We start from the raw sequence: 19,003 nt of genomic DNA, 5'->3' as shown, positions 1-19,003 counted from the left end.
GCATCCTTCGAAATGCGCTGTGTGCGCCGCATTCCTTGAGAAGCAATCGATGTCCGCTGCGTGTGACGATTCGTCCGTCGTAAGGAGGACGCGATGAACGGATCGCCTGCCCGCTGGTGGGTGCTGGAGCACCTCGCGCCGGGCACCGCCGCGCCGCGCGTCTGCCGCGGCTTCGATGTGAGCGGCCCCGTGGACGTCGACGCGCTGCGCGCGGCCTGGCTCGCGGTGTTGTCCGCGCACGAGCCGTTGCGCACTACTGTGACCGATGTCGATGCGTCGCCGGTACCGGTGACCGCGGCCGCCGACCCCGCCTCGTTCGCGGTGCTCGACGCGCCCGCAACGCCTGCCTGGGAGGGACTTCCGGCCCGCCTGACCCTGACGCGCACCGGGCCGGACCGGCACCGTGTGACGGTCGTGCTGCACCGTACGGTCGCCGACGACGACACGATGGACCTCGTCGTCGAGGAGCTGTCGCAGCGCTGCGCCGGCCTGGTGCCGCCCGCGCCGACGGCGCCGTCCACCGGCCCCGATCCCCGCCGGGACGCCGAGCTGCTGCGCTGGTGGCAGGGCACGGCCCGGCCCACGCCGCCGGTGAGCCACCCGCTCGGCCCGGACCGCGACACCACCCCGGTCGTGCCGGGCGGCGCCGCCGGCTTCGACTGGGGGCCGGAGGCCGCGGCCGCGGTCACGGGGTTCGCCCGCGACACCGGCACCACCCCGTTCGCCGTGCTCCTCGCGGCGCTGCAGTCGCTGCTGTGCCGCTACGACGGCGGCGACCTGGTCACGGTCGGCACCCCGGTCAGTGTCCGCCCCGCCGGCGCCCCGCGGGTCGCCGGCGCGTTCGACAACCTGCTCGTGCTCCCCGGCGACCTGGCCGGCGCGGACACCTTCCGGGCGCGGGTCCTGCGCGCCGCCGCCACCACGGACGCCTGCCTGGCGCACCGCGAGCTGCCCTACGGCGAGCTGCTGCGGGCCCTGGACGCCTACGGCGACGCCCGTCCCGTGCCGCTGTGCGACGCGGTCCTGGTCGTGCGGGAGGCACCGGAGGCGGTGCTGCGCCTGCCCGGCGCCGAGGTTCGCCCCGCGCCGGCGGACACCGGCTGGGCGACGTGCGACCTGACGCTGACCGCGACCGTCGACCCGGCCGCCGGGCTCGCCGGCACGCTCGGCTTCCGCGGCGAGGAGCAGCGGCCCGCCGCGGCCGCCGTGCTCGAGCAGCTGCGGACCCTGCTGCTGGCCGCGATCACGGACCCCGACGCCGATGCCGCGACCCTGCCGATGGACGCCGCGACGCCCGGCCCGCTCGCCTCGCCGGCCGCGTCAGACTCGCTTGCGGTGGCCGGTCCGGCGGCGGTGCCCGGCGGACCGGCCCCGGCCGACCGGTTCGCGGACGCGCCGCTCGTGCACGAGGCGGTGCGCGCCGTCTCGGACCGCACTCCGGCCACGGTCGCGGTCGCCACCGAGGGCTCGTCCCTCGGGTACGGCGACCTGGAGCGCTCCGTCGCCGTCGTCGCGGCGCACCTGCGCGCGGCCGGCGCCGGCGGGCGCGCCGTCGCGGTGCGCATGGCGCCCGGCCCGCGCCAGATCGTCGCGTCGCTCGCCGCGCTGCGCGCCGGAGGGCACCTGCTGTGGTTCGGGACCGGCGACGCGGGCGAACGCGGCCGCACCGCGCTGCGCGAGCTGCGCCCCGCGTGCCTGCTGGTCGACGGCGGCGCCGAGACCGACGCCCTCGCCGGCTGGTACCGCGCCGAGATCCACGGCCTCGTCCTGGACGTCGGATCCCTGACGGCGGACCCGCCGCCCGGCGCCCCCGCCGCGCCGGTGGTACGGCGGGAGGCGATCGCCTACGTCGCCTACACGTCGGGCTCCACCGGCAAGCCGAAGGGCATCGCGCAGACCCACGGCGCGTTCGCGCAGTTCGCCGCGTGGATGGCCACGACGTTCGACCTGCGCCCCGGCGCCCGGGTCGCGCACTGGGTGGCCCCGGAGCACGACCCGAGCCTCTACGAGGCGTTCGCCACGCTGACCGCCGGCGCCACCCTGTGCCCCGTGCCGCAGCGGGTCCGCGTGCACCCCGAACGGTTCACCGACTGGCTCGCCACCGAGCGGATCACGTTCCTGCAGACGGTGCCGAGCTTCGCCAAGGAGCTGCTGGCGCCGATGACCGCCGCGGCCGGGCGGCTCGGGGCGCTGCGGCACCTGGTGCTTATGGGCGAGGCGCTGCCGGCCGCCCTCGCCGACGGGCTGCGCGCCGCGCTGCCCGGGCTGCGTCTGTCCAATGTGTACGGACCGACGGAGACGGTCGCGGCGACGTGGGCGGCGATCGACGCGCCGGTCCGCGGCATGGCCCCGATCGGGCGGGCCATCCCCGGCCGCGAGGTGCTGGTGCTCGACGAGGCCGACCGGCCCTGCCCGGACGGCGTCACCGGCGAGGTCGTGATCCGCAGCCCGTACGTGGCGGACGGCTATGTCGGCCTGCCGCCGGGCCCGGCGTTCCGCCCGCTGGAGGGGATGGATCCCGGGACCGGGGTGTACCGGACCGGCGACCTCGCCCGGCGCCGGCACGACGGGCGGCTGGAGTTCCGCGGCCGCAAGGACTTCCAGGTGAAGCTGCTCGGCAACCGGATCGAGGTGGCCGAGGTCGAGGAGGCCCTGGCCCAGCACGAGTCGGTGGCCGAGTGCGCGGTCGTGCCGGCCACCGACGGCGACGGCCTCGTCGTCGGCCTGGTCGCCCACGTGGTGCCGGCGCCCGGGGCGGACCCGGCCGTCGCCGCCTGGCGCGCGCACCTGCGCCGGCGCTTCGGCGCCGCGCTCGTGCTGGTGCAGTTCGAACCGATGACCGGCCCCCTGCCGCGCAACGTCGCCGGCAAGGTCGACCGGTCCCGGCTGCCCGCCCGGCAAGGGCAGGGTGGCCGGGAAGCAACCGCGGACCGCCCGTGGACCTGGGCGGAGACCGCGGTGGCGCAGCTGTGGCAGGACGTGCTCGGGGCGCCGCCCGCCGGCCCCGGGGCGTCGTTCACCGCCGCCGGCGCCGGCTCCCTGGACGCGCTGCGGCTCGCCGGGCTGATCCGCAAGCGGTTCGGCGCCGACGTGCCGCTGCAACAGTGCCTCACCAATCCCACGCTGACCGGACTGGCCACCGCGATCGTGGCCGCTGGCGCCCGCCAGGACGTCGCGGCCGGGCACCTGCCGCCGCGGCCACACCGAACCGAAGGAGAGTGCGTTGAATCAGCAGACTGAACAGGCCGTCGTGTTCGACGGCGAGACCCTCGACATCCCGGGTGTCAGGCGGGTCGCCGAGGAGCACGCGCCGGTCCAGGTCGCCACCTCGTCGCTGGAGCGGGCCACCAAGAGCCGCAAGATGTTCGAGGACATCGTCGCGCAGGAGATCCCCATCTACGGGGTGACCACCGGCTACGGCGAGATGATCTACATGCTGGTGTCGACCTCGAACGAGACCGAGCTGCAGACCAACCTGGTGCGCAGCCACAGCGCCGGCGTCGGCCCGCTGTTCGCCGAGGACGAGGCCCGCGCCATCCTCTCCGCCCGGCTCAACGCCCTCGCCAAGGGCTACTCCGCGGTGCGCCCCGACGTGCTGGAGCGGCTCGCGCTGTACCTCAACCTCGGCCTCACGCCGGCGATCCCGGAGATCGGCTCGCTCGGCGCCAGCGGCGACCTGGCGACGCTGTCGCACATCGCGAGCACCGTCATCGGCGAGGGCTACCTGCTGCAGGACGGCAAGAAGGTCCCGACCGGGCCGGTCCTGCGCGAGCGCGGGATCGAGCCGCTGCAGCTGCAGTTCAAGGAGGGCCTCGCGCTCATCAACGGCACCTCCGGCATGACCGGCCTCGGCGCGCTCGTCGTGGGCCGGGCGATGACCCAGGTGCGCCAGCACGAGCTGGTGACCGCGCTGGTCATCGAGACGCTGCAGGGCTCCACGAGCCCCTTCCTGCCGGCCGGGCACGACATCGCCCGCCCGCACCAGGGGCAGATCGACACGGCCGCCAACATGCGCGCGCTGATGGCCGGCAGCCGGCTCACCGTCGAGCACGCCGACCTGCGCCGCCAGGTCGCCGACGCGGGCGAGAAGGCCGCCGGCGAGGGCAAGCTGCACACCGACGGGGTGCAGCGCACGAAGATCTACCTGCAGAAGGCGTACTCGCTGCGGGCGATCCCGCAGATCCTCGGCTCGGTGCGCGACACCCTGTACCACGCGACGAACAAGCTGGACATCGAGCTGAACTCGGCGAACGACAACCCGTTGTTCTTCGAGGGCCAGGAGATCTTCCACGGCGCCAACTTCCACGGCCAGCCGATCGCGTTCGTGATGGACTTCGTCACGATCGCGCTCACCCAGCTCGGGGTGCTGTCCGAGCGGCAGTCCAACCGGCTGTTCAACCGGCACCTGTCCTACGGCCTGCCGGAGTTCCTGGTCGCCGGCGACCCGGGGCTCAACAGCGGCTTCGCGGGCGCGCAGTACCCGGCGACCGCGCTCATCGCCGAGAACCGCACCATCGGCCCCGCCAGCACGCAGAGCGTGCCGTCCAACGGCGACAACCAGGACGTCGTCAGCATGGGCCTGATCTCCGCCCGCAACGCCCGCCGGGTGCTGCAGAACAACGAGAAGATCCTGGCCGTGGAGTACCTCGCGGCGGCGCAGGCGGTCGACATCTCCAAGCGCTACGACGGGCTCAGCCCCGCGGCGAAGGCGACCTACGACCACATCCGCTCGCTGGTGCCGACCCTGGACCACGACCGCTACATGTCCGACGACATCGAGACGGTCGCCGCGGCGCTGGCCCGTGGCGAGTTCGTCGCCGCGGTCGCGTCCGCCGACGTCGAGCTGCGCTAGAAAGGGGCACCGGAAGATGACCTCAGAAACCTTCGACGTCGTGGTGGTCGGCGGTGGGCCGTGCGGCTCCACGGTTTCCACCCTGGTGGCGCAGCAGGGTCACCGCGTGCTCGTGCTGGAGCGGGAGCGGTTCCCCCGGTACCAGATCGGCGAGTCGCTGCTGCCCTCGACCGTGCACGGCATCTGCAAGCTGCTCGGGGTGACCGAGGAGCTGGCCGCGGCCGGCTTCCCGATCAAGCACGGCGGGACGTTCCGCTGGGGCAGCAACCCGGAGCCGTGGACGTTCGACTTCTCGCTGTCGCAGAACTTCGCCGGCGACTCCTCCACCGGCTACCAGGTCGAGCGGATGAAGTTCGACAAGATCCTGCTCGACAACGCCCGGGCCAAGGGCGTCGAGGTGCGGGAGGAGTCGACGGTCGTCGACGTCATCGAGGAGGACGGCCGGGCCTGCGGGGTGCGCTACACCGACGCCGCCGGCGAGCGCCACGAGGTGCGCAGCCGGTACGTCGTGGACGCCTCCGGCAACACCAGCCGGATCCACGGTCACAGCGGCGGCAAGCGGGTCTACTCCGACTTCTTCCGCAACCTGGCGCTGTTCGGCTACTTCGAGGGCGGCAAGCGCCTCGACCCGCCGTACTCGGGCAACATCCTCGCGGTCGCCTTCGAGGCCGGCTGGTTCTGGTACATCCCGCTCAGCGACACCCTGACCAGTGTCGGCGCGGTGCTGCTGCCGGAGGAGCTGGAGCGCGTCCAGGGCGACAAGGAGAGGGCGCTGCTCGGGCTGATCGAGCAGTGCCCGCTCATCGCGGACATGCTGTCCGACGCGACCCGCGTCACGACCGGGGTCTACGGCGACATCCGGGTCCGCAAGGACTACTCCTACCTCCAGGAGCGCTTCTGGAAGCCGGGCCTGGTGCTCGCCGGCGACGCGGCGTGCTTCATCGACCCGGTCTTCTCCCAGGGCGTGCACCTGGCGACGTACGGCGCGCTGCTCGCCGCCAGGTCGCTGAACACGGCGCTGGCCGAGGGGACGGACATCCCCGAGGAGACCGTCTTCAGCGAGTTCGAGCACCGGTACCGCGCCGAGTACAGCCGGTTCCACGACTTCCTGGTCGCCTTCTACGACATGCACCAGGACGAGGAGTCGTACTTCTGGAAGGCGAAGAAGGTGACGGCCGAGACGACGCCGGCGGCGGAGTCGTTCGTCAACCTCGTCGGCGGCGGCGCCTCGCAGGAGGGCGCGCTCGTCGACCCCGAGACGTACACCGCACGGGCGGAGGCGGCGCAGGAGCTGTCCGCGGCGATCGACCGCAGGGTCGAGGGTGCGGGCAACCAGGAGATCCTCAACACCTCGCTGGTCCGGTCGATCGTCAAGGAGGGCCACCAGATCCAGATCCAGGCGGCGCTCGGCCGCAGCGACCGCCCCACGCCGCCCGTCCGCGACGGCGGGCTGGTGCCGTCGGCGGACGGCATGCACTGGACGCTCCCGACGCCGAAGGAGGCGTGACGATGACCGACATCTCCACCGGCGGGAGCGGCGTCGAGCGCGCGCCGCTGTCGCTGCAGCTGGACTTCCTGCGCCTCATGGACGGCGGTGGGGGATGGGGCCCGTTCGGCCCCCGCTTCACCGTCGTGGCCGGGTGGCGGGTCGAGGGCGAGATCGACCTCGACACGCTGCACGGTGCGATGCACGACGTGGTCGCCCGGCACGAGACGCTGCGCACCAGGCTGGTGCTCGACCCCGAGGACCCGCACCAGGAGATCCACCCGCCGTCGGCGCCGCGGCTGGTGATCAGCGACCTGGACCCCTCGGCCGAGGACCGTGACGCCGTCGCCGAGGCGTTCATCAACGCCATCGAGGAGGACGACGGGCTCGGCATCGACGAGATCCCGGGGCTTCGGGTGTACCTGGGCCGCTTCGACGCCAAGGACTCGGTGCTGGCCTACATGGCGCACCACACCGCGGTGGACGGCTACTCGGTGCACCTGGTGATGCGGGACCTCGCCGCGTTCTACGCCGCCCGCAAGGAGGGCCGGCCGGTCGACCTGCCGCCGGCTCGCCAGTACCGCGAGTTCGTCGCCCACCAGCTCGAGCACGCCGACGACGCCCAGTCGCGGGCGGCGCGGGCGTTCTGGCGGGAGGAGCTGGCGGGCGCGCGGATGACCCCGCTGGCCAACGACCGGCCCCGGGCCACCGGCGCGTACACCACCGGCTGGCACCGGTACATGTTCTCCGACGAGCTCGACACGGCGGTGCAGGAGTTCGCGCGGACCAGCCGCAGCTCCCCGTTCATGGTGCTGATGGCGGCGTTCCTGACGGTGCTGCGCGAGCGGACCGGCGAGACCGACCTGGTGGTGCCGACGTTCATGCCGGGCCGCGGGCCGGCGTGGACCGCCGACGTCATCGGCACGTTCTACAACTTCACCCCGCTGCGGGTCGACCTGTCCGGCTGCGAGACGTTCACCGACGCGGTCGGCGCGGTCCGCCGCTCCTGCCTCGCCGCGTACCGGCACGAGCTGCCGTTCCTGCAGCTGGCCGGGGAGGCGCCGGAGCTGATGGCCTCGGTCGTCACGCCCCGGGCCGCGCCCGTGGTCTTCCAGGTCATCCAGTCGCCCTTCATGCGCGGCGAGGACCAGGTCGCCGACCTGCGCTTCGCGGCGATCCGCCGGCGCACGATCAGCTCGGCGGCCGGGTCGCAGATCCCCGACGGGATGCTCGTCTCCGCGGAGCTGCACCCGGCGGGCGGCATCGGCGGGCGGGTCGGCTACACCGACATGTTCGACGAGTCGACCGTCGTGGACATCATGACGCGGCTCCGCGAGGTGCTGCGGACCGAGGTCGAGCGGGGCTGAACACACAGACGAGGGCCGCTGCGGATCCCGCAGCGGCCCTCGTTCATGCCCGGACGGTCCTGCCGAACTTCACCAGGCCGCGGATGAGGCCGCGGACCCACATGACGACGCCCACGCCGTACACCCCCAGCATCAGCACCAGGATCAGCGCGAAGTCGAGCGGTGTGAGGTGGCTCCGCCCGCCGGACGTCCAGGTGATGAACTCGGTGACGACGGTGGCCATGATGGGCACGAAGACGGTCAGCAGCGTCATGACGGCGAAGCCGCGGCCGACGATGTAGAAGACCGAGTAGGTGCGGATCGCGGTGCGCTCGCGCCGGGAGATCCCGGACTGGTCGGTCACGTGCGCGCGCTTGCCGATGAGCCGCAGGACGCCGTTGCGCAGCATCGTCTCGGTGTCCGACATGAGGTTGCGGCAGTTGAGCGCGGTGGACACCAGGTAGTACAGGTCGGTGCGCAGGTAGAAGAAGCACTGGAAGAAGACCCGGAAGACGTAGCTCAGCAGCAGCGCGCCGACGAACTCGCGCCCGACGGGCGCCATCGCGATGACCCCGTGCCGGTCCGCGAACAGGGTCAGCACCAGCAGCGACGCGGAGACCAGGTCGACGATCGACCCGGCGAGGAAGGCCAGGAACAGCCGGCCCTTCGAGGCCATCCGCAGCCCGCTGATGTCGGTCTGGGCCACCATCACGTACATCAGGTTGCTGATGCCGAGCGTCACGGGCACGCCGGCGGCGCGGGCGACGGTCGCGTGCGCGAGCTCGTGCAGGAACGTGGCGCCGAGGGTGAGCGCGAGCACGGTGAGGCTCAGCACGGCGAAGTTGCCGTGCGGGTACAGCAGCACGTCGGTGCTCGGGAACAGCGACAGGTCGGCCAGCATGATCGCCGTCGCCCCGCCGATGAGCAGCAGGCAGGCCGCCAGGACCGGCGCGCTGGTCAGCCGCCGGGCGACGGCCGGTGAGATCCAGTCGAGGCTGACCTTGCGCAGCCGGCGCCCCTTCGGCCCGTGGTGGTGCGGCTCCTCCCGCGGGCGGTCGCCGGCGATGAACCCCTCGATGAATCCCTCGGTGGTCATGACGGCGAGGAAGTCCTCCATGTCCGGGGTCTCGTGGTAGCGGGACTCGTAGCGGCGGGCCGCCTCGCCGACCGTGTCGCCGGCGGCGAGCCAGTCGAGCAGGTCGACGCCGTCTTTCGGCAGTGCGAGAAACGCGCCGCGGGACGGGTCGCCGATGACGATCTCGTCCCCTTCCGGGCGGCGCTGGAACGGCAGGACGGCGACGGTCGTGTCGGCGTTGTAGGGGGCGCGGAGCTGGGTCACTGGTCACTCCAATCGTGCGATTACTTTTCAGCACACCAATAGTGGGGAACCGGAACGTTCCCGGTCCCCCACTTGGTTTGATGCCGTTACCGTCCTGTTCAGACGGGGTCCGTGCCGGGGCACGCGGCGTTCGCGGTGATGTTGGCGCTGGTCTTGATCTCCTCCAGCTTGCGAACCTCGATCTTCTTCATTCTATTCACCTCCGTCCATTTCTCTGCTGGTTCAATACTGGCACTCCAGCGATGCTCCAGCTTCTTTCAAAATGCTCTCGTAGTTATCTCGTCACGCTGTGTGGTAATTGTTGATGAGGAATGTCCGCTTCCCAATTTCCGCACACGAGAACGCCCCGCCCCTCGGAGGATGAGGGGCGGGGCGCGGGAGGAGGATCAGATGTTGAGGCCGCCGTAGGAGAGCTTGCGCAGCTCGTCGAAGGAGGCGAGGTCCGGCGCGGTCCAGCCGTCGAGGTCGTACTCGCGCAGGCAGGCGTCGGCGAAGGCCTTGTACTGCTCGGTCTGGCCGCCGGCGATCTGCCCGTTGAGCAGCTCCACCCTGGTGTTCTCGTGGTTGCCGGAGTAGTTGCGCTCGTAGAGCTCGTGCCGGCCGCCGAACTCGGAGCCGAACGCGTCCCACAGCAGCTTCATGACCTTCACCCGGTCGACGGCGTCGACGCCCTTCGAGCCGCGCAGGTACTTGTCCAGGTAGGGGCGCACGGCCGGGTTCTTGAAGTCCTCGGCGCTGGAGTTGACGTAGATGAGCCCGCTGGCGATGTCCTGCAGCGCGATCTCGCGGATGCGCGGGTAGCCGATCTGCATGAACCAGCGGTACGCCATGCCGTACTGGGGATTCGGCTGCACCGCGCCGTCCTTCCACGGCACCGGGTTGCGGGCGGCGGCGTCCGACAGCCCCCAGAAGAGGTTGCGCCAGGCGAGGACCTCGCCGAGGCGGCTCTGCACGCCGCGGAAGCTGTCGGTGCCGGTGATCTCGACGGCCTTGAGCAGCAGGCCGGCGAGGAACTCGAGCTTGACCGCCAGGCGGGTGCAGCCGTGGAACGTGAAGCGTTCGGTGAACCCGGACTGGCCGGAGAACATCTGGACCTTGCCGAGGTCGCCGTAGACGAACACGTTCTCCCACGGGATGAGGACCTTGTCCAGGACCAGGATCGTGTCGTTCTCGTCGAGACGGGAGGACAGCGGGTAGTCGAACGGGCTGCCCATCACCGCGGCCGTCGCCGCGTAGGACGGGCGGCACAGCAGCTTCATGCCGGGCGCGTCCATCGGCACCGTCGCGATGAGCGCGAACTCCTTCTTGCGCACCGGCACCCCGTAGTGCGCGAGGAAGTTGTAGTGCGTCAGCGCCGACGCGGTCGCGACCACCTTCGCGCCGGACACCACGAGGCCGGCGTCGGTCTCCCGCTCCACGTGCACGAAGACGTCCTCGACCTCGTCCGGCGGGCGGGACCGGTCGACCGGCGGGTGCACGATCGCGTGGTTCCAGTACAGGACCTTCTCCTGCGACTCGCGGTACCAGCGCCGGGCGTTGTCGCCGAACGGCTCGTAGTAGTCGGCGTTGGCGCCGAGGGTGCCGAGGAACGACGCCTTGTAGTCGGGGCTGCGGCCCATCCAGCCGTAGCTGAGCCTGGCCCACGCCGCGATCGCCTGCTGGTCGGCGACGAGGTCCTCGGCGCTGCGCGGCGTGCGGAAGAAGCGGTGGGTGTAGCCCCGGCTGCCGGTGTCGGTCGGCGCGGTGAGCACGTCGTGCGTCGCCGGGTCGTGCAGGGCGTCGTAGAGCCGCGCCGTCATCCGGACCGGGTTGCGGAACGCGGGATGCCTGGTCACGTCGGCGACGCGTTCGCCGTACAGGTACACCTCCCGGCCGTCACGCAGCGACTCGACGTACTCGTCGCCGGTGAACGGCCGGGTCACGCGGGCGTCGCCGGCCGGGTCTTCCGTGGCTGGCTCCGTGGCGGGCCCGGTGGCGGGCTGGGACTCCATCGCGCCGGCCCCTTACCAGGTGACGGGGAAGGACGTCAGGCGCGAGACGGTGAAGTCGAAGTACCAGGGGATCTCGGCCGTCGGCACCGCCGGGCGCAGCTTCGGCACGCGGTCGGCGAGGGTCCGCAGGACCACCTCGAGCTCCAGGCGCGCCAGGTTGTGCCCCATGCAGTGGTGCAGCCCGTAGCTGAAGGCGAGGGCGCCGGTCGGCGGGCGGGTGATGTCGAACTCGTCGGGGTGCGAGGTGACGCTCGGGTCGAGGTTGGCCGCGGCGCAGCTGAGCAGGATGCCGTCACCGGCCTTGATGGTGACGCCGCCGATCTCGACGTCGGCGGTCGCGACCCGCGACAGCTGCTCGACGAGGTTGACCGTGCGCAGGATCTCCTCGATCGCCCCCGGGACCAGGCTCGGGTCGGCGACCAGCGCCTCGTACTGGCCCTCGTGGTCGAGCAGGGCGAGCGTGCCGAGCGCGATGGCGCTGGTGGTCGTGACCGTCCCGGCCATGAGGATGGCCATCGCGAACGCGACCAGCTCGTCGCGGGACAGCTCGCCGCTGCGCACGTGGCTCGCGATGAGGTCGTCGATGAGGCCCTCGCCGGGCTCGGTCATCTTCTTGTCGACGAGCCGCTCCAGGTAGACGGTGAACTCCTCCCACGCCGCCTCGGCCTTCTCCGGCACCACCAGGTCGTGCATGGGCCCTTCGAAGAAGTCCCGCTCGGCGTAGGGCACGCCCAGGAACAGGCACACCACCATCATCGGCACCGGCGCGGCGAAGTCGGCGAGGAAGTCCGCCGGCTGGGGCTTGGCGAGCATCGCGTCGAGGCGCTCGTCGACGATGCGCTGGATGATCGGGCGCAGCGTCTGCACCTTGCGGTTGGTGAAGCTCGGCAGCAGCATCTTGCGCTGGCGGGTGTGCACCGGCGGGTCCACCCCGAACAGCACCTCCGGGAAGCCGCCCTCGACCTCCTGCGCCATCTCCTTGCTGGCCCGCATGTGCAGGTGGCTCTCGTCGATGACCGGGTAGTCATCCCAGGTCGCCATGCTCGACATCGCCGGGTCGGCGAGCAGCGCGCGGACCTCGGCGGGGCCGGTCACCAGCCAGGCGGTGCGGCCGTTGTACAGCCGGACCCGGATGATCGGGCCGGGCTCGCGCAGCTTCGCCGTGCCGGCCGACGGCTTGTACGGGCATTCGCGCTGCAGCGGATACGCCGGCGCCACATCGGGCGCGACATCGGTCTCGGTCGAATGGGTCACCGTCATGGCATCACTGTCGTCCGAGGTCGCGGCGGCGCGCATCTCATGCCGTGCGCACCGGATGCACCTGGGCACAACAGGAGATGGGGTGTCCGGGGCCCGGGTGCGACGCTACGGACAACAGCAGTAGATCACACCGAGTTGAGGTGGTGCGCCGATGCGACCGTTCCAGGTTGACATACCCGAGTCCGAGCTGGACGACCTGCGCGGCCGGCTGGCCGCCACCCGGTGGCCCGACGCCGGGCCCGGCCCCGGCTGGTCGCGCGGCGTCCCGCTGGCGTATCTGCAGGAGCTCGCCGAGTACTGGCGGACCGGCTTCGACTGGCGGGCCGCGGAGGCGAAGCTCAACGCGCACCCGCAGTTCGTCACCGAGATCGACGGCGCCACGGTGCACTTCGTCCACGTGCGGTCCCGGCACGCCGGCGCGACGCCCATCATCCTGACCCACGGCTGGCCGGGGTCGGTGCTGGAGTTCCTCGACCTCATCGGGCCGCTCACCGACCCGGAGGCGCACGGCGGGACCGCCGAGGACGCGTTCCACGTGGTCATCCCGACGATCCCCGGGTTCGGCTTCTCGGGCCCGACCGGCCAGCCCGGCTGGAGCGTCGCCCGGGTCGCCCGCGCGTGGGCCGACCTCATGCGCTCGCTGGGCTACGACCAGTACATCGCGCAGGGCGGCGACTGGGGCAAGGTCATCTCGCTGCAGCTCGGCCTCGCCGACGCGGAGCACGCCGCCGGGGTGCACATCAACATGCTCGTGACCTTCCCGCCGGACCCCGCCGCCGTCGCGTCGCTGGACGCCGACGACCTGGAGCGGCTCGGCCACGGCGCGCACTTCGCCGAGGACGGCATCGGCTGGCAGAAGATCCAGTCGACCCGGCCGCAGACCCTGGCGTACGCGCTGACCGACTCCCCGGTGGGCCAGCTCGCCTGGATCGTCGAGAAGTTCTACGAGTGGACCGGCGCGGTGGAGCGGCCGGAGGAGGTGATCGACCGGGACACGATCCTGTCGATCGTCACCCTGTACTGGCTGACCGCGACGGCCGGATCGTCGGCGCAGATCTACTACGAGACCACGCCGACCACGGGGGACTTCGTGGCGACCTGGGGCGGCCCGTGGAACCTGGCGATGCCGGTGGCCGTCGCGGTGTTCCCGCACGACGCGACCCGCCCGATCAAGACCTTCGCGGAGAAGGCCCTGCCGACGCTGACCCAGTGGACGGAGCACCCGGACGGCGGGCACTTCGCGGCGCTGGAGCAGCCGGAGGCGCTCGTCGCGGACATCCGCACGTTCGCCCGGACCCTGCGGTGAGGCTGCGCTGAGGACTCGGTGGGCCGGTCGGCCTCGGCGGCCGGTGCCACCTGAAGGTTCGTGCCCCGGTCCGAAGGCGGGCCGGGGCACGAACGGTTGTGCGGGTGGGTCAGGCCGCGACGGGCAGCGCCGCCTCGTCCCACTGGTGTGAGTAGAACTCGAACACGAGCGCCTGCCCCTCCAGGGCGACCTGGAGCTCGGCGACGGCGCGGCGCACCGCGGCCCGCACCGCCGGCACGTCGACCTCGGCGAGACCGTGCAGGGTCCGGTAGCACTCCAGCAGCTGCTGCTCCTGCGGTCCGGTCAGTTCACCGCTCATCGTGGAACCTCGCTCCCTTCAGCTCGAACCGCGGCAGGCTGCCGGGCTCGACGATCTCGACATCGGGCCGGATGCTGCACTCGCGCTTGACGGTGTCGGCGATGCGCGCGGCCAGGTCGCCTGCCGGCGTGCCGACCGGCTCGACCCGCAGGACCACGGTGTCGAGCCCGCGGACGGTGCGCAGCACCGTCTGGAACTCCCCGACCTCGTCGAAGCGGCGCAGCACCTCCTCGAACATGACCGGCTCGACCGACACGCCGCGGATCTTGCGCATGTCGTCGGCGCGGCCGAGGATGCCGCCGTCGAACCAGTCCCAGCTGCGCCCGCAGGCGCACTCGTGCCACGGCCGGCGGATCACCAGGTCCTCGGTCCAGTGCCGGAACAGCTGCATGCCCTCCCGGCCGATCCCGGTCGACACGCGGACGCCCTGCTCGCCGTACGCGACGGGCTGCAACGTCGCGGGGTCGAGCACCTCGTCGATGACGGTGGACTCCATGCTGTGGCAGCCGCCGCGGTTGGCCCGGCACTCGAACATGTTGGTGGTGCCGAGCTCCGTGGTGCCGGCGGCGTTGAACACCTCGGCGCCGAAGCCGTGCGCGATCGCCTGCGTGGTCGCCTTCGACCGGGCCTCGCCGCCCGCCATGATGATCTCCACGTTGGCGTCGCGGCGCAGGTCGACGCCCATCTCCTTGGCCGTCTCGATCAGCCGCAGCGCGTAGCTGGGGGTGCAGCCCAGCACCGACACCCGCTGGTCGATCATCAGCTTGATCCGGGCCTGCGAGTCGAAGCCGCCGGCCGGGATGACCGTGGCCCCGATCCGCTCCAGGGCGTAGTGCATGCCCCAGAACCCGACGAACATGCCGTAGCCGAACGCGACCATGCCGCGGTGGTGCTCGCGGACCCCGAGCGCGTACAGCGCCGTGGCGTACACGTCCGCGCACCAGGTCCAGTCGCGGATCGTGTCGAACGAGCGGACCGGCGGGTTGCCGCTGGTGCCGCTGGTCTGGTGGTGCCGGATCGCCAGCGCCGGGTCGGTCGACGGCAGCGTCCCGTACGGCGGCGCCACCTCCTGCGCGGCGATGAGATCCTTCTTGTACGTCAGCGGCATCCGCGCGAAGTAGTCGTCGAGCGAGCCGATGCCCGCCGGGATCCGCTCACTCCAGAACTCCGAGCGCTGGGCGTGCTGCAGGGCGACCTGCAGCTTGCGCCACTGCCACTCCCGCAGCTGCGGCCGGGGCATCGTCTCGGTCCTGCGGTTCCAGTATTCGCCTCCCATGGGTGGCTCCCTCGCCCTCGATTGATCTTCATCGTTCATCGTTGGGCGCGGCGCCGGGCCGTGCATCTTGCTGCGTGCGGGCCTTGCCGCGGGCGGCGCGCGCATCTCGCTGCGTGCCGCGTTGCCGCTGGCACCCGTTCCCGGCGGGTGCCGGGCGGGCTTGACGATCACCGCACGTTGCAAGATGCGGCGGCGGGCGGCCCCGAACGACGCTCGAAGCCACGTCCCGTGCCACTTCGAGGAGGCGCCACCCATGGAGCCGAAGATCGTCGCGATCAACGGATCGGAGCGCGACGGCAACACCGCCGGCGTCCTGCGCCACGCGGCCGCGGTGGCCGCGAACCGCGGCGCGGCGTTCGAGACGATCGACCTGCGCAACCTGCGGATGCTGCGGTGCGGCCCGTGCGGCGACTGCAACGACCGGCCGATCCGCTGCGAGCAGACCGACGACATCCCGGCCGTCGTGGACAAGATGGTCGCCGCCGACGGGATCATCTACGCCGCCCCCGTGCACGGGTTCGGCACCGCCAGCCTCATGCAGACCTTCATCGAGCGGGCCGGCGTGGGCTACCTGCGCTTCGACCGCCCGCTGTCGAACAAGGTCGCGGGCGTCATCGCCGTCGCCCGCCGGTACAACAACAGCGACGTGACCGGTCAGCTCATGGCCAACGTCCTGCTCAACCGGATGATCGTCGTCGGCAGCGGGTTCCCCGCCGAGGTGCAGGCGCTGCACAAGGGCGACTACGCCAACGACGAGGAGGGCCTGACCAACGTCACCCGCATGGTCGAGCGGATGGTCGACATGATCGAGCTGCTGAACAACTACCGCGAGCTCACCGGCCGGGCCGACGTGCTCGACGTCGGCGACCGCAACGAGCGGGTCGGCCTGGCCCTCGACGAGCTCAGGGCGAGCCTGTGACCGCCGCGACCACCACCGCAGGGGTCCGGCTGCCGGCCGGCTTCCGGGCCCGCTACGACGACCTGTCCGTGCGGTACTACGCCGGCGCGCTGTCCGAGACGGACCTGCGCGCCTGGCACGACGAGCGGTTGACGACCGTGCTCAAGCACGTCACGACCCGGTCGCCGTTCTACCGCAGGCACCTCGCCGGGATCGTCGTCGACGCCGTCACCACCTCGACCCTCGCCGCGCTGCCCTTCACCACGAAGGAGGACCTGCGCCGGGAGATGTACGGGGTGCTGTCGGGCCCGATGTCCGAGGCCGCCATCTACTACGAGACGACGGGCACGACCGGCGCCTCGACGCCCTGCCCGCGCGGCCCGAAGGACATCCTGACCAGCAACCGCGCCGTCGAGCAGTCGTGGCGCCGGCTGCTGCGCCACCGGTTCGGCGACCGCATGCCGGTCATCGGGCTGATGGGGCCGTCGGAGCTGTACGCGTTCGGCGACGTGTTCACCGCCGTCGCGGAGTCCGTCGGCGCCTGCCACGTCAAGATCTGGCCGGAGTCGCCGCGGGTCGGGTTCCGCAAGGCGCTGCGGCTCATCGAGGAGCTCGGCGTCGAGGTCGTCGTCTGCGCGCCGGCGCTGTGCCTGAGCCTGGCGAAGGCCGCCATGCACTACGGGTACGACCTGCGCCGCCTGCCGATCAAGATGTTCCTCGTGCTCGGCGAGATCTGCACGCCGCAGCTGCGGGCGAACGTGTCGTCGCTGTGGCCGGACGCGACCGTGTACCCGACGCTGTACGGCTCCCAGGAGGCGCTGTGCATCGCGACCGGGGCGCACACCGGCGAGATGCACCTGGCCGGGCTCAACTACATCGCCGAGGTCGTCGACCCGCGGACCGGCGCCTCGCGGGGTCCGTTCGGCGAGGGCGAGCTCGTGCTGACCATGCTGGTCGACGGGATCAAGCCGCTCATCCGGTACCGCACCGGCGACCTCGTCAGGGTCCGGCCCGGCCGGCCGGACGCGCCGCTGCCGGGGCCGGTGGTGGAGGTGCTCGGCCGCGCCGCCGACCGGATCCGGGTCGGCGCCGCGGACCTGCAGCCCGCGGAGCTGGAGGCGCTCGTCCTCGAGGACGTCCGGGGCTGCCTCGGCTACCAGATCGTGCTCGACAACGACGGCACCCAGGACACCGTCACCGTCCGGCTGGACCTGGTGCCGGCGCTCGCCGGCGACGCCCCGGCGATCGGCGCGGCCGTCGCCGCCCGGCTGCGGGAGCGCACCGGCGTGCGGGCCGGCCTCACCGTCGAGGCCGACCTCGACCCGGTCACCAGCACCGGCTCGTTCGTGAGCTGGAAGGCGGCCCGGATCCTGGACAACCGCACGGCACCGGACGCCGCGGTGCTGGCCGCCCGGGAGGTTGCGCACCGCTACGCGATCACGACGTGAACGGGGACTTCGATGCCTTCTGTGTCTGATCAGGTACGCGTACACACCCGGCGGCAACGGATCCCGAGGCCCGGCGCGCTGCCCGCGTGGTCCGCGCTCGCGGCGCGCTTCGGTCCCGGCGAGGTCTACCTGCTGGAGTCGGCGACGGGCCCGGGACAGGACGCCCGGCACGAGTTCATCGGCTTCGGCGAGCTGCTCACCGTCTCGGTGACCCGCGGCGCCGTCCACGTCGACGGCGTCCCGGCGCTGCGCGACGCGGTGCTGGCCCGCACGCGCGGCCTGCTGGTCGCCGACGGCGACACCCTGCGGCTGCCCGCCATGACCGACCTGTGGCCGGTCCTGCGCGCGGTGCAGGGGACGTTCGACGCGGAGGGCTCCGCCTCGCGGTTCAGCTTCGGGTTCCTCGCCTACTTCGGCTACGACGCGGTGCGGTACATCGAGGAGCTGCCGTACCTGATCGAGCAGGAGCCGTCGCTGCCGGACGTCCACCTCGTGCTGTACCGCGGCTGCCTCACCCACGAGGTCGGCGCCGCCGAGTCCGAGCTGCTGCTGTTCGACAGCGACGCGTGGCCGGCGCTCCCCGACGACATCGCCGGGCTGCTGGCCGGCGCCCCGCCGGTGGACCCGCCCCGGCTCGCCGAGGTGACCGGGTGGAGCGACGACACCGCCCGCGAGGACTACCTCACCACCGTCGAGGCGTGCCTCAAGCACATCGCGATCGGCGACATCTACCAGGTGCAGATCGGCCACGAGCTGACGGTCCGCACGCCGACCCCGCCGCTGGACGCCTACCAGCGGCTGCGGGAGCGCAACGCGTCGCCGTTCATGTACCTGACGGCGCTCGGCGGGCACACCCTCGTCGGCGCGAGCCCGGAGCTCTTCGTGCGGGTCGAGGACGGCAACGTGCTGATGCGGCCGATCGCCGGCACCGTCCCGCGCGGCGGCCCCGACGGCGACGAGGCCGCGGCCCGGCGGCTGCTCGCCGACCCCAAGGAGCTGGCCGAGCACACGATGCTGGTGGACCTGTGCCGCAACGACGTCGGCCGGATCTGCCGGCGCGACACCCTGGACGTGCCGGAGCACTTCAGCATCGAGCGGTACTCCCACGTGCAGCACCTGGTGTCCACCGTCTCCGGGCAGGCGGAGGAGCAGGTCGACAGCTACGACATCATCCCGGCGCTGTTCCCCGCCGGCACGATGACCGGCGCGCCGAAGATCCGCGCCATGGAGATCATCGAGGCGATGGAGCACAGCCGGCGCGGCCTGTACGGGGGAGCCCTCGGGCTGATCGACGTGGGTGGCTACCTGAACATGGCCCTGTGCATCCGCACGCTGATCCACCACGGCGGCGAGTACCGCACCCGGGCCTCGGCGGGTGTCGTCGCCGACTCCGACGCCGGGCGGGAGTGGACCGAGACGCTGGCGAAGCTCAGCGCCGCCTTCTGGGCGGTCACCGGCCGCGAACTGTTACAGGAGGACTGA

General features: G+C 72.0%; 13 protein-coding genes. 8 read left to right on the top strand and 5 right to left on the bottom strand.

Annotated elements, in window-relative coordinates; genetic code table 11:
- Nucleotides 1-93: 93 nt before the first annotated feature.
- The 4 genes from AB0J72_RS20430 to AB0J72_RS20415 are packed head-to-tail and all read left to right on the top strand — an operon-like array spanning nt 94 to nt 7,705.
- Nucleotides 94-3,240, top strand: coding sequence for an AMP-binding protein (locus AB0J72_RS20430; RefSeq protein WP_363400879.1), 3,147 nt, complete (start codon nt 94-96; stop codon nt 3,238-3,240).
- The gene (gene cmdF / locus AB0J72_RS20425) at nt 3,224-4,852 is read left to right on the top strand and encodes a tyrosine 2,3-aminomutase (RefSeq protein ID WP_363400877.1); all 1,629 of its coding nucleotides are present in this window, start codon (nt 3,224-3,226) and stop codon (nt 4,850-4,852) included. Before AB0J72_RS20430 ends, cmdF begins: the two co-directional genes overlap by 17 nt.
- A gap of 16 nt (nt 4,853-4,868) precedes the next feature.
- On the top strand, nt 4,869-6,359 hold the full coding sequence (locus tag AB0J72_RS20420; protein ID WP_363400875.1) for a tryptophan 7-halogenase: 1,491 nt from the start codon (nt 4,869-4,871) through the stop codon (nt 6,357-6,359).
- 2 nt (nt 6,360-6,361) lie between these two features.
- Nucleotides 6,362-7,705 carry a condensation domain-containing protein gene (locus AB0J72_RS20415; RefSeq protein ID WP_363400873.1) on the top strand — a complete coding sequence of 448 codons (1,344 nt, stop codon included), beginning with the start codon at nt 6,362-6,364 and terminating at the stop codon, nt 7,703-7,705.
- 43 nt (nt 7,706-7,748) lie between these two features.
- Here the strand turns inward: AB0J72_RS20415 and AB0J72_RS20410 are convergent, their stop codons facing one another.
- From AB0J72_RS20410 to AB0J72_RS20400, 3 genes are all read right to left on the bottom strand, one after another.
- On the bottom strand, nt 7,749-9,023 hold the full coding sequence (locus tag AB0J72_RS20410; RefSeq protein WP_363400871.1) for a hypothetical protein: 1,275 nt from the start codon (nt 9,021-9,023) through the stop codon (nt 7,749-7,751).
- Nucleotides 9,024-9,409: 386 nt separating this feature from the next.
- On the bottom strand, nt 9,410-11,014 hold the full coding sequence (locus AB0J72_RS20405; protein ID WP_363400869.1) for a 4-hydroxyphenylacetate 3-hydroxylase N-terminal domain-containing protein: 1,605 nt from the start codon (nt 11,012-11,014) through the stop codon (nt 9,410-9,412).
- A gap of 12 nt (nt 11,015-11,026) precedes the next feature.
- Entirely contained in the window at nt 11,027-12,274 is a 1,248-nt protein-coding gene (locus AB0J72_RS20400; protein WP_363400866.1) for a cytochrome P450, read from the bottom strand.
- Between the two features lie 151 nt (nt 12,275-12,425).
- Between AB0J72_RS20400 and AB0J72_RS20395 the strand changes: the two genes are divergently transcribed.
- Nucleotides 12,426-13,580 (top strand): epoxide hydrolase family protein, encoded by a 1,155-nt coding sequence (locus AB0J72_RS20395; RefSeq protein WP_363400864.1) that lies wholly within the window; start codon nt 12,426-12,428, stop codon nt 13,578-13,580.
- A 109-nt stretch (nt 13,581-13,689) separates the two neighbouring features.
- Here the strand turns inward: AB0J72_RS20395 and AB0J72_RS20390 are convergent, their stop codons facing one another.
- Together AB0J72_RS20390 and AB0J72_RS20385 are read right to left on the bottom strand one after the other, a co-directional pair.
- The gene (locus AB0J72_RS20390) at nt 13,690-13,899 is read right to left on the bottom strand and encodes a DUF6052 family protein (protein ID WP_344508672.1); all 210 of its coding nucleotides are present in this window, start codon (nt 13,897-13,899) and stop codon (nt 13,690-13,692) included.
- A complete protein-coding gene (locus tag AB0J72_RS20385) occupies nt 13,889-15,175 on the bottom strand; it encodes a hypothetical protein (RefSeq protein ID WP_363400862.1) in 1,287 nt (428 codons plus the stop codon). The genes AB0J72_RS20390 and AB0J72_RS20385 overlap by 11 nt, the downstream gene beginning before the upstream one ends.
- A 253-nt stretch (nt 15,176-15,428) precedes the next feature.
- On the opposite strand from AB0J72_RS20385, the gene AB0J72_RS20380 reads away from it, so the two are divergent.
- From AB0J72_RS20380 to AB0J72_RS20370, 3 genes are read left to right on the top strand one after another with little or no spacing between them, the layout of a single operon-like run.
- Complete coding sequence (locus tag AB0J72_RS20380; protein WP_363400860.1) at nt 15,429-16,094, top strand: flavodoxin family protein; 666 nt, start codon at nt 15,429-15,431, stop codon at nt 16,092-16,094.
- Nucleotides 16,091-17,521: an AMP-binding protein gene (locus tag AB0J72_RS20375; RefSeq protein WP_363400858.1), complete on the top strand. Its 1,431-nt coding sequence runs from the start codon at nt 16,091-16,093 to the stop codon at nt 17,519-17,521. The genes AB0J72_RS20380 and AB0J72_RS20375 overlap by 4 nt, the downstream gene beginning before the upstream one ends.
- A 21-nt stretch (nt 17,522-17,542) precedes the next feature.
- On the top strand, nt 17,543-19,003 hold the full coding sequence (locus tag AB0J72_RS20370; protein ID WP_363400856.1) for an anthranilate synthase component I family protein: 1,461 nt from the start codon (nt 17,543-17,545) through the stop codon (nt 19,001-19,003).

The sequence above is a fragment of the Dactylosporangium sp. NPDC049742 genome, assembly GCF_040674675.1.
GTDB lineage: Bacteria > Actinomycetota > Actinomycetes > Mycobacteriales > Micromonosporaceae > Dactylosporangium > Dactylosporangium maewongense.
The sequence above is the reverse complement of the archived record's forward strand: the minus strand, read 5'-3'. Positions and strand labels throughout refer to the sequence as shown.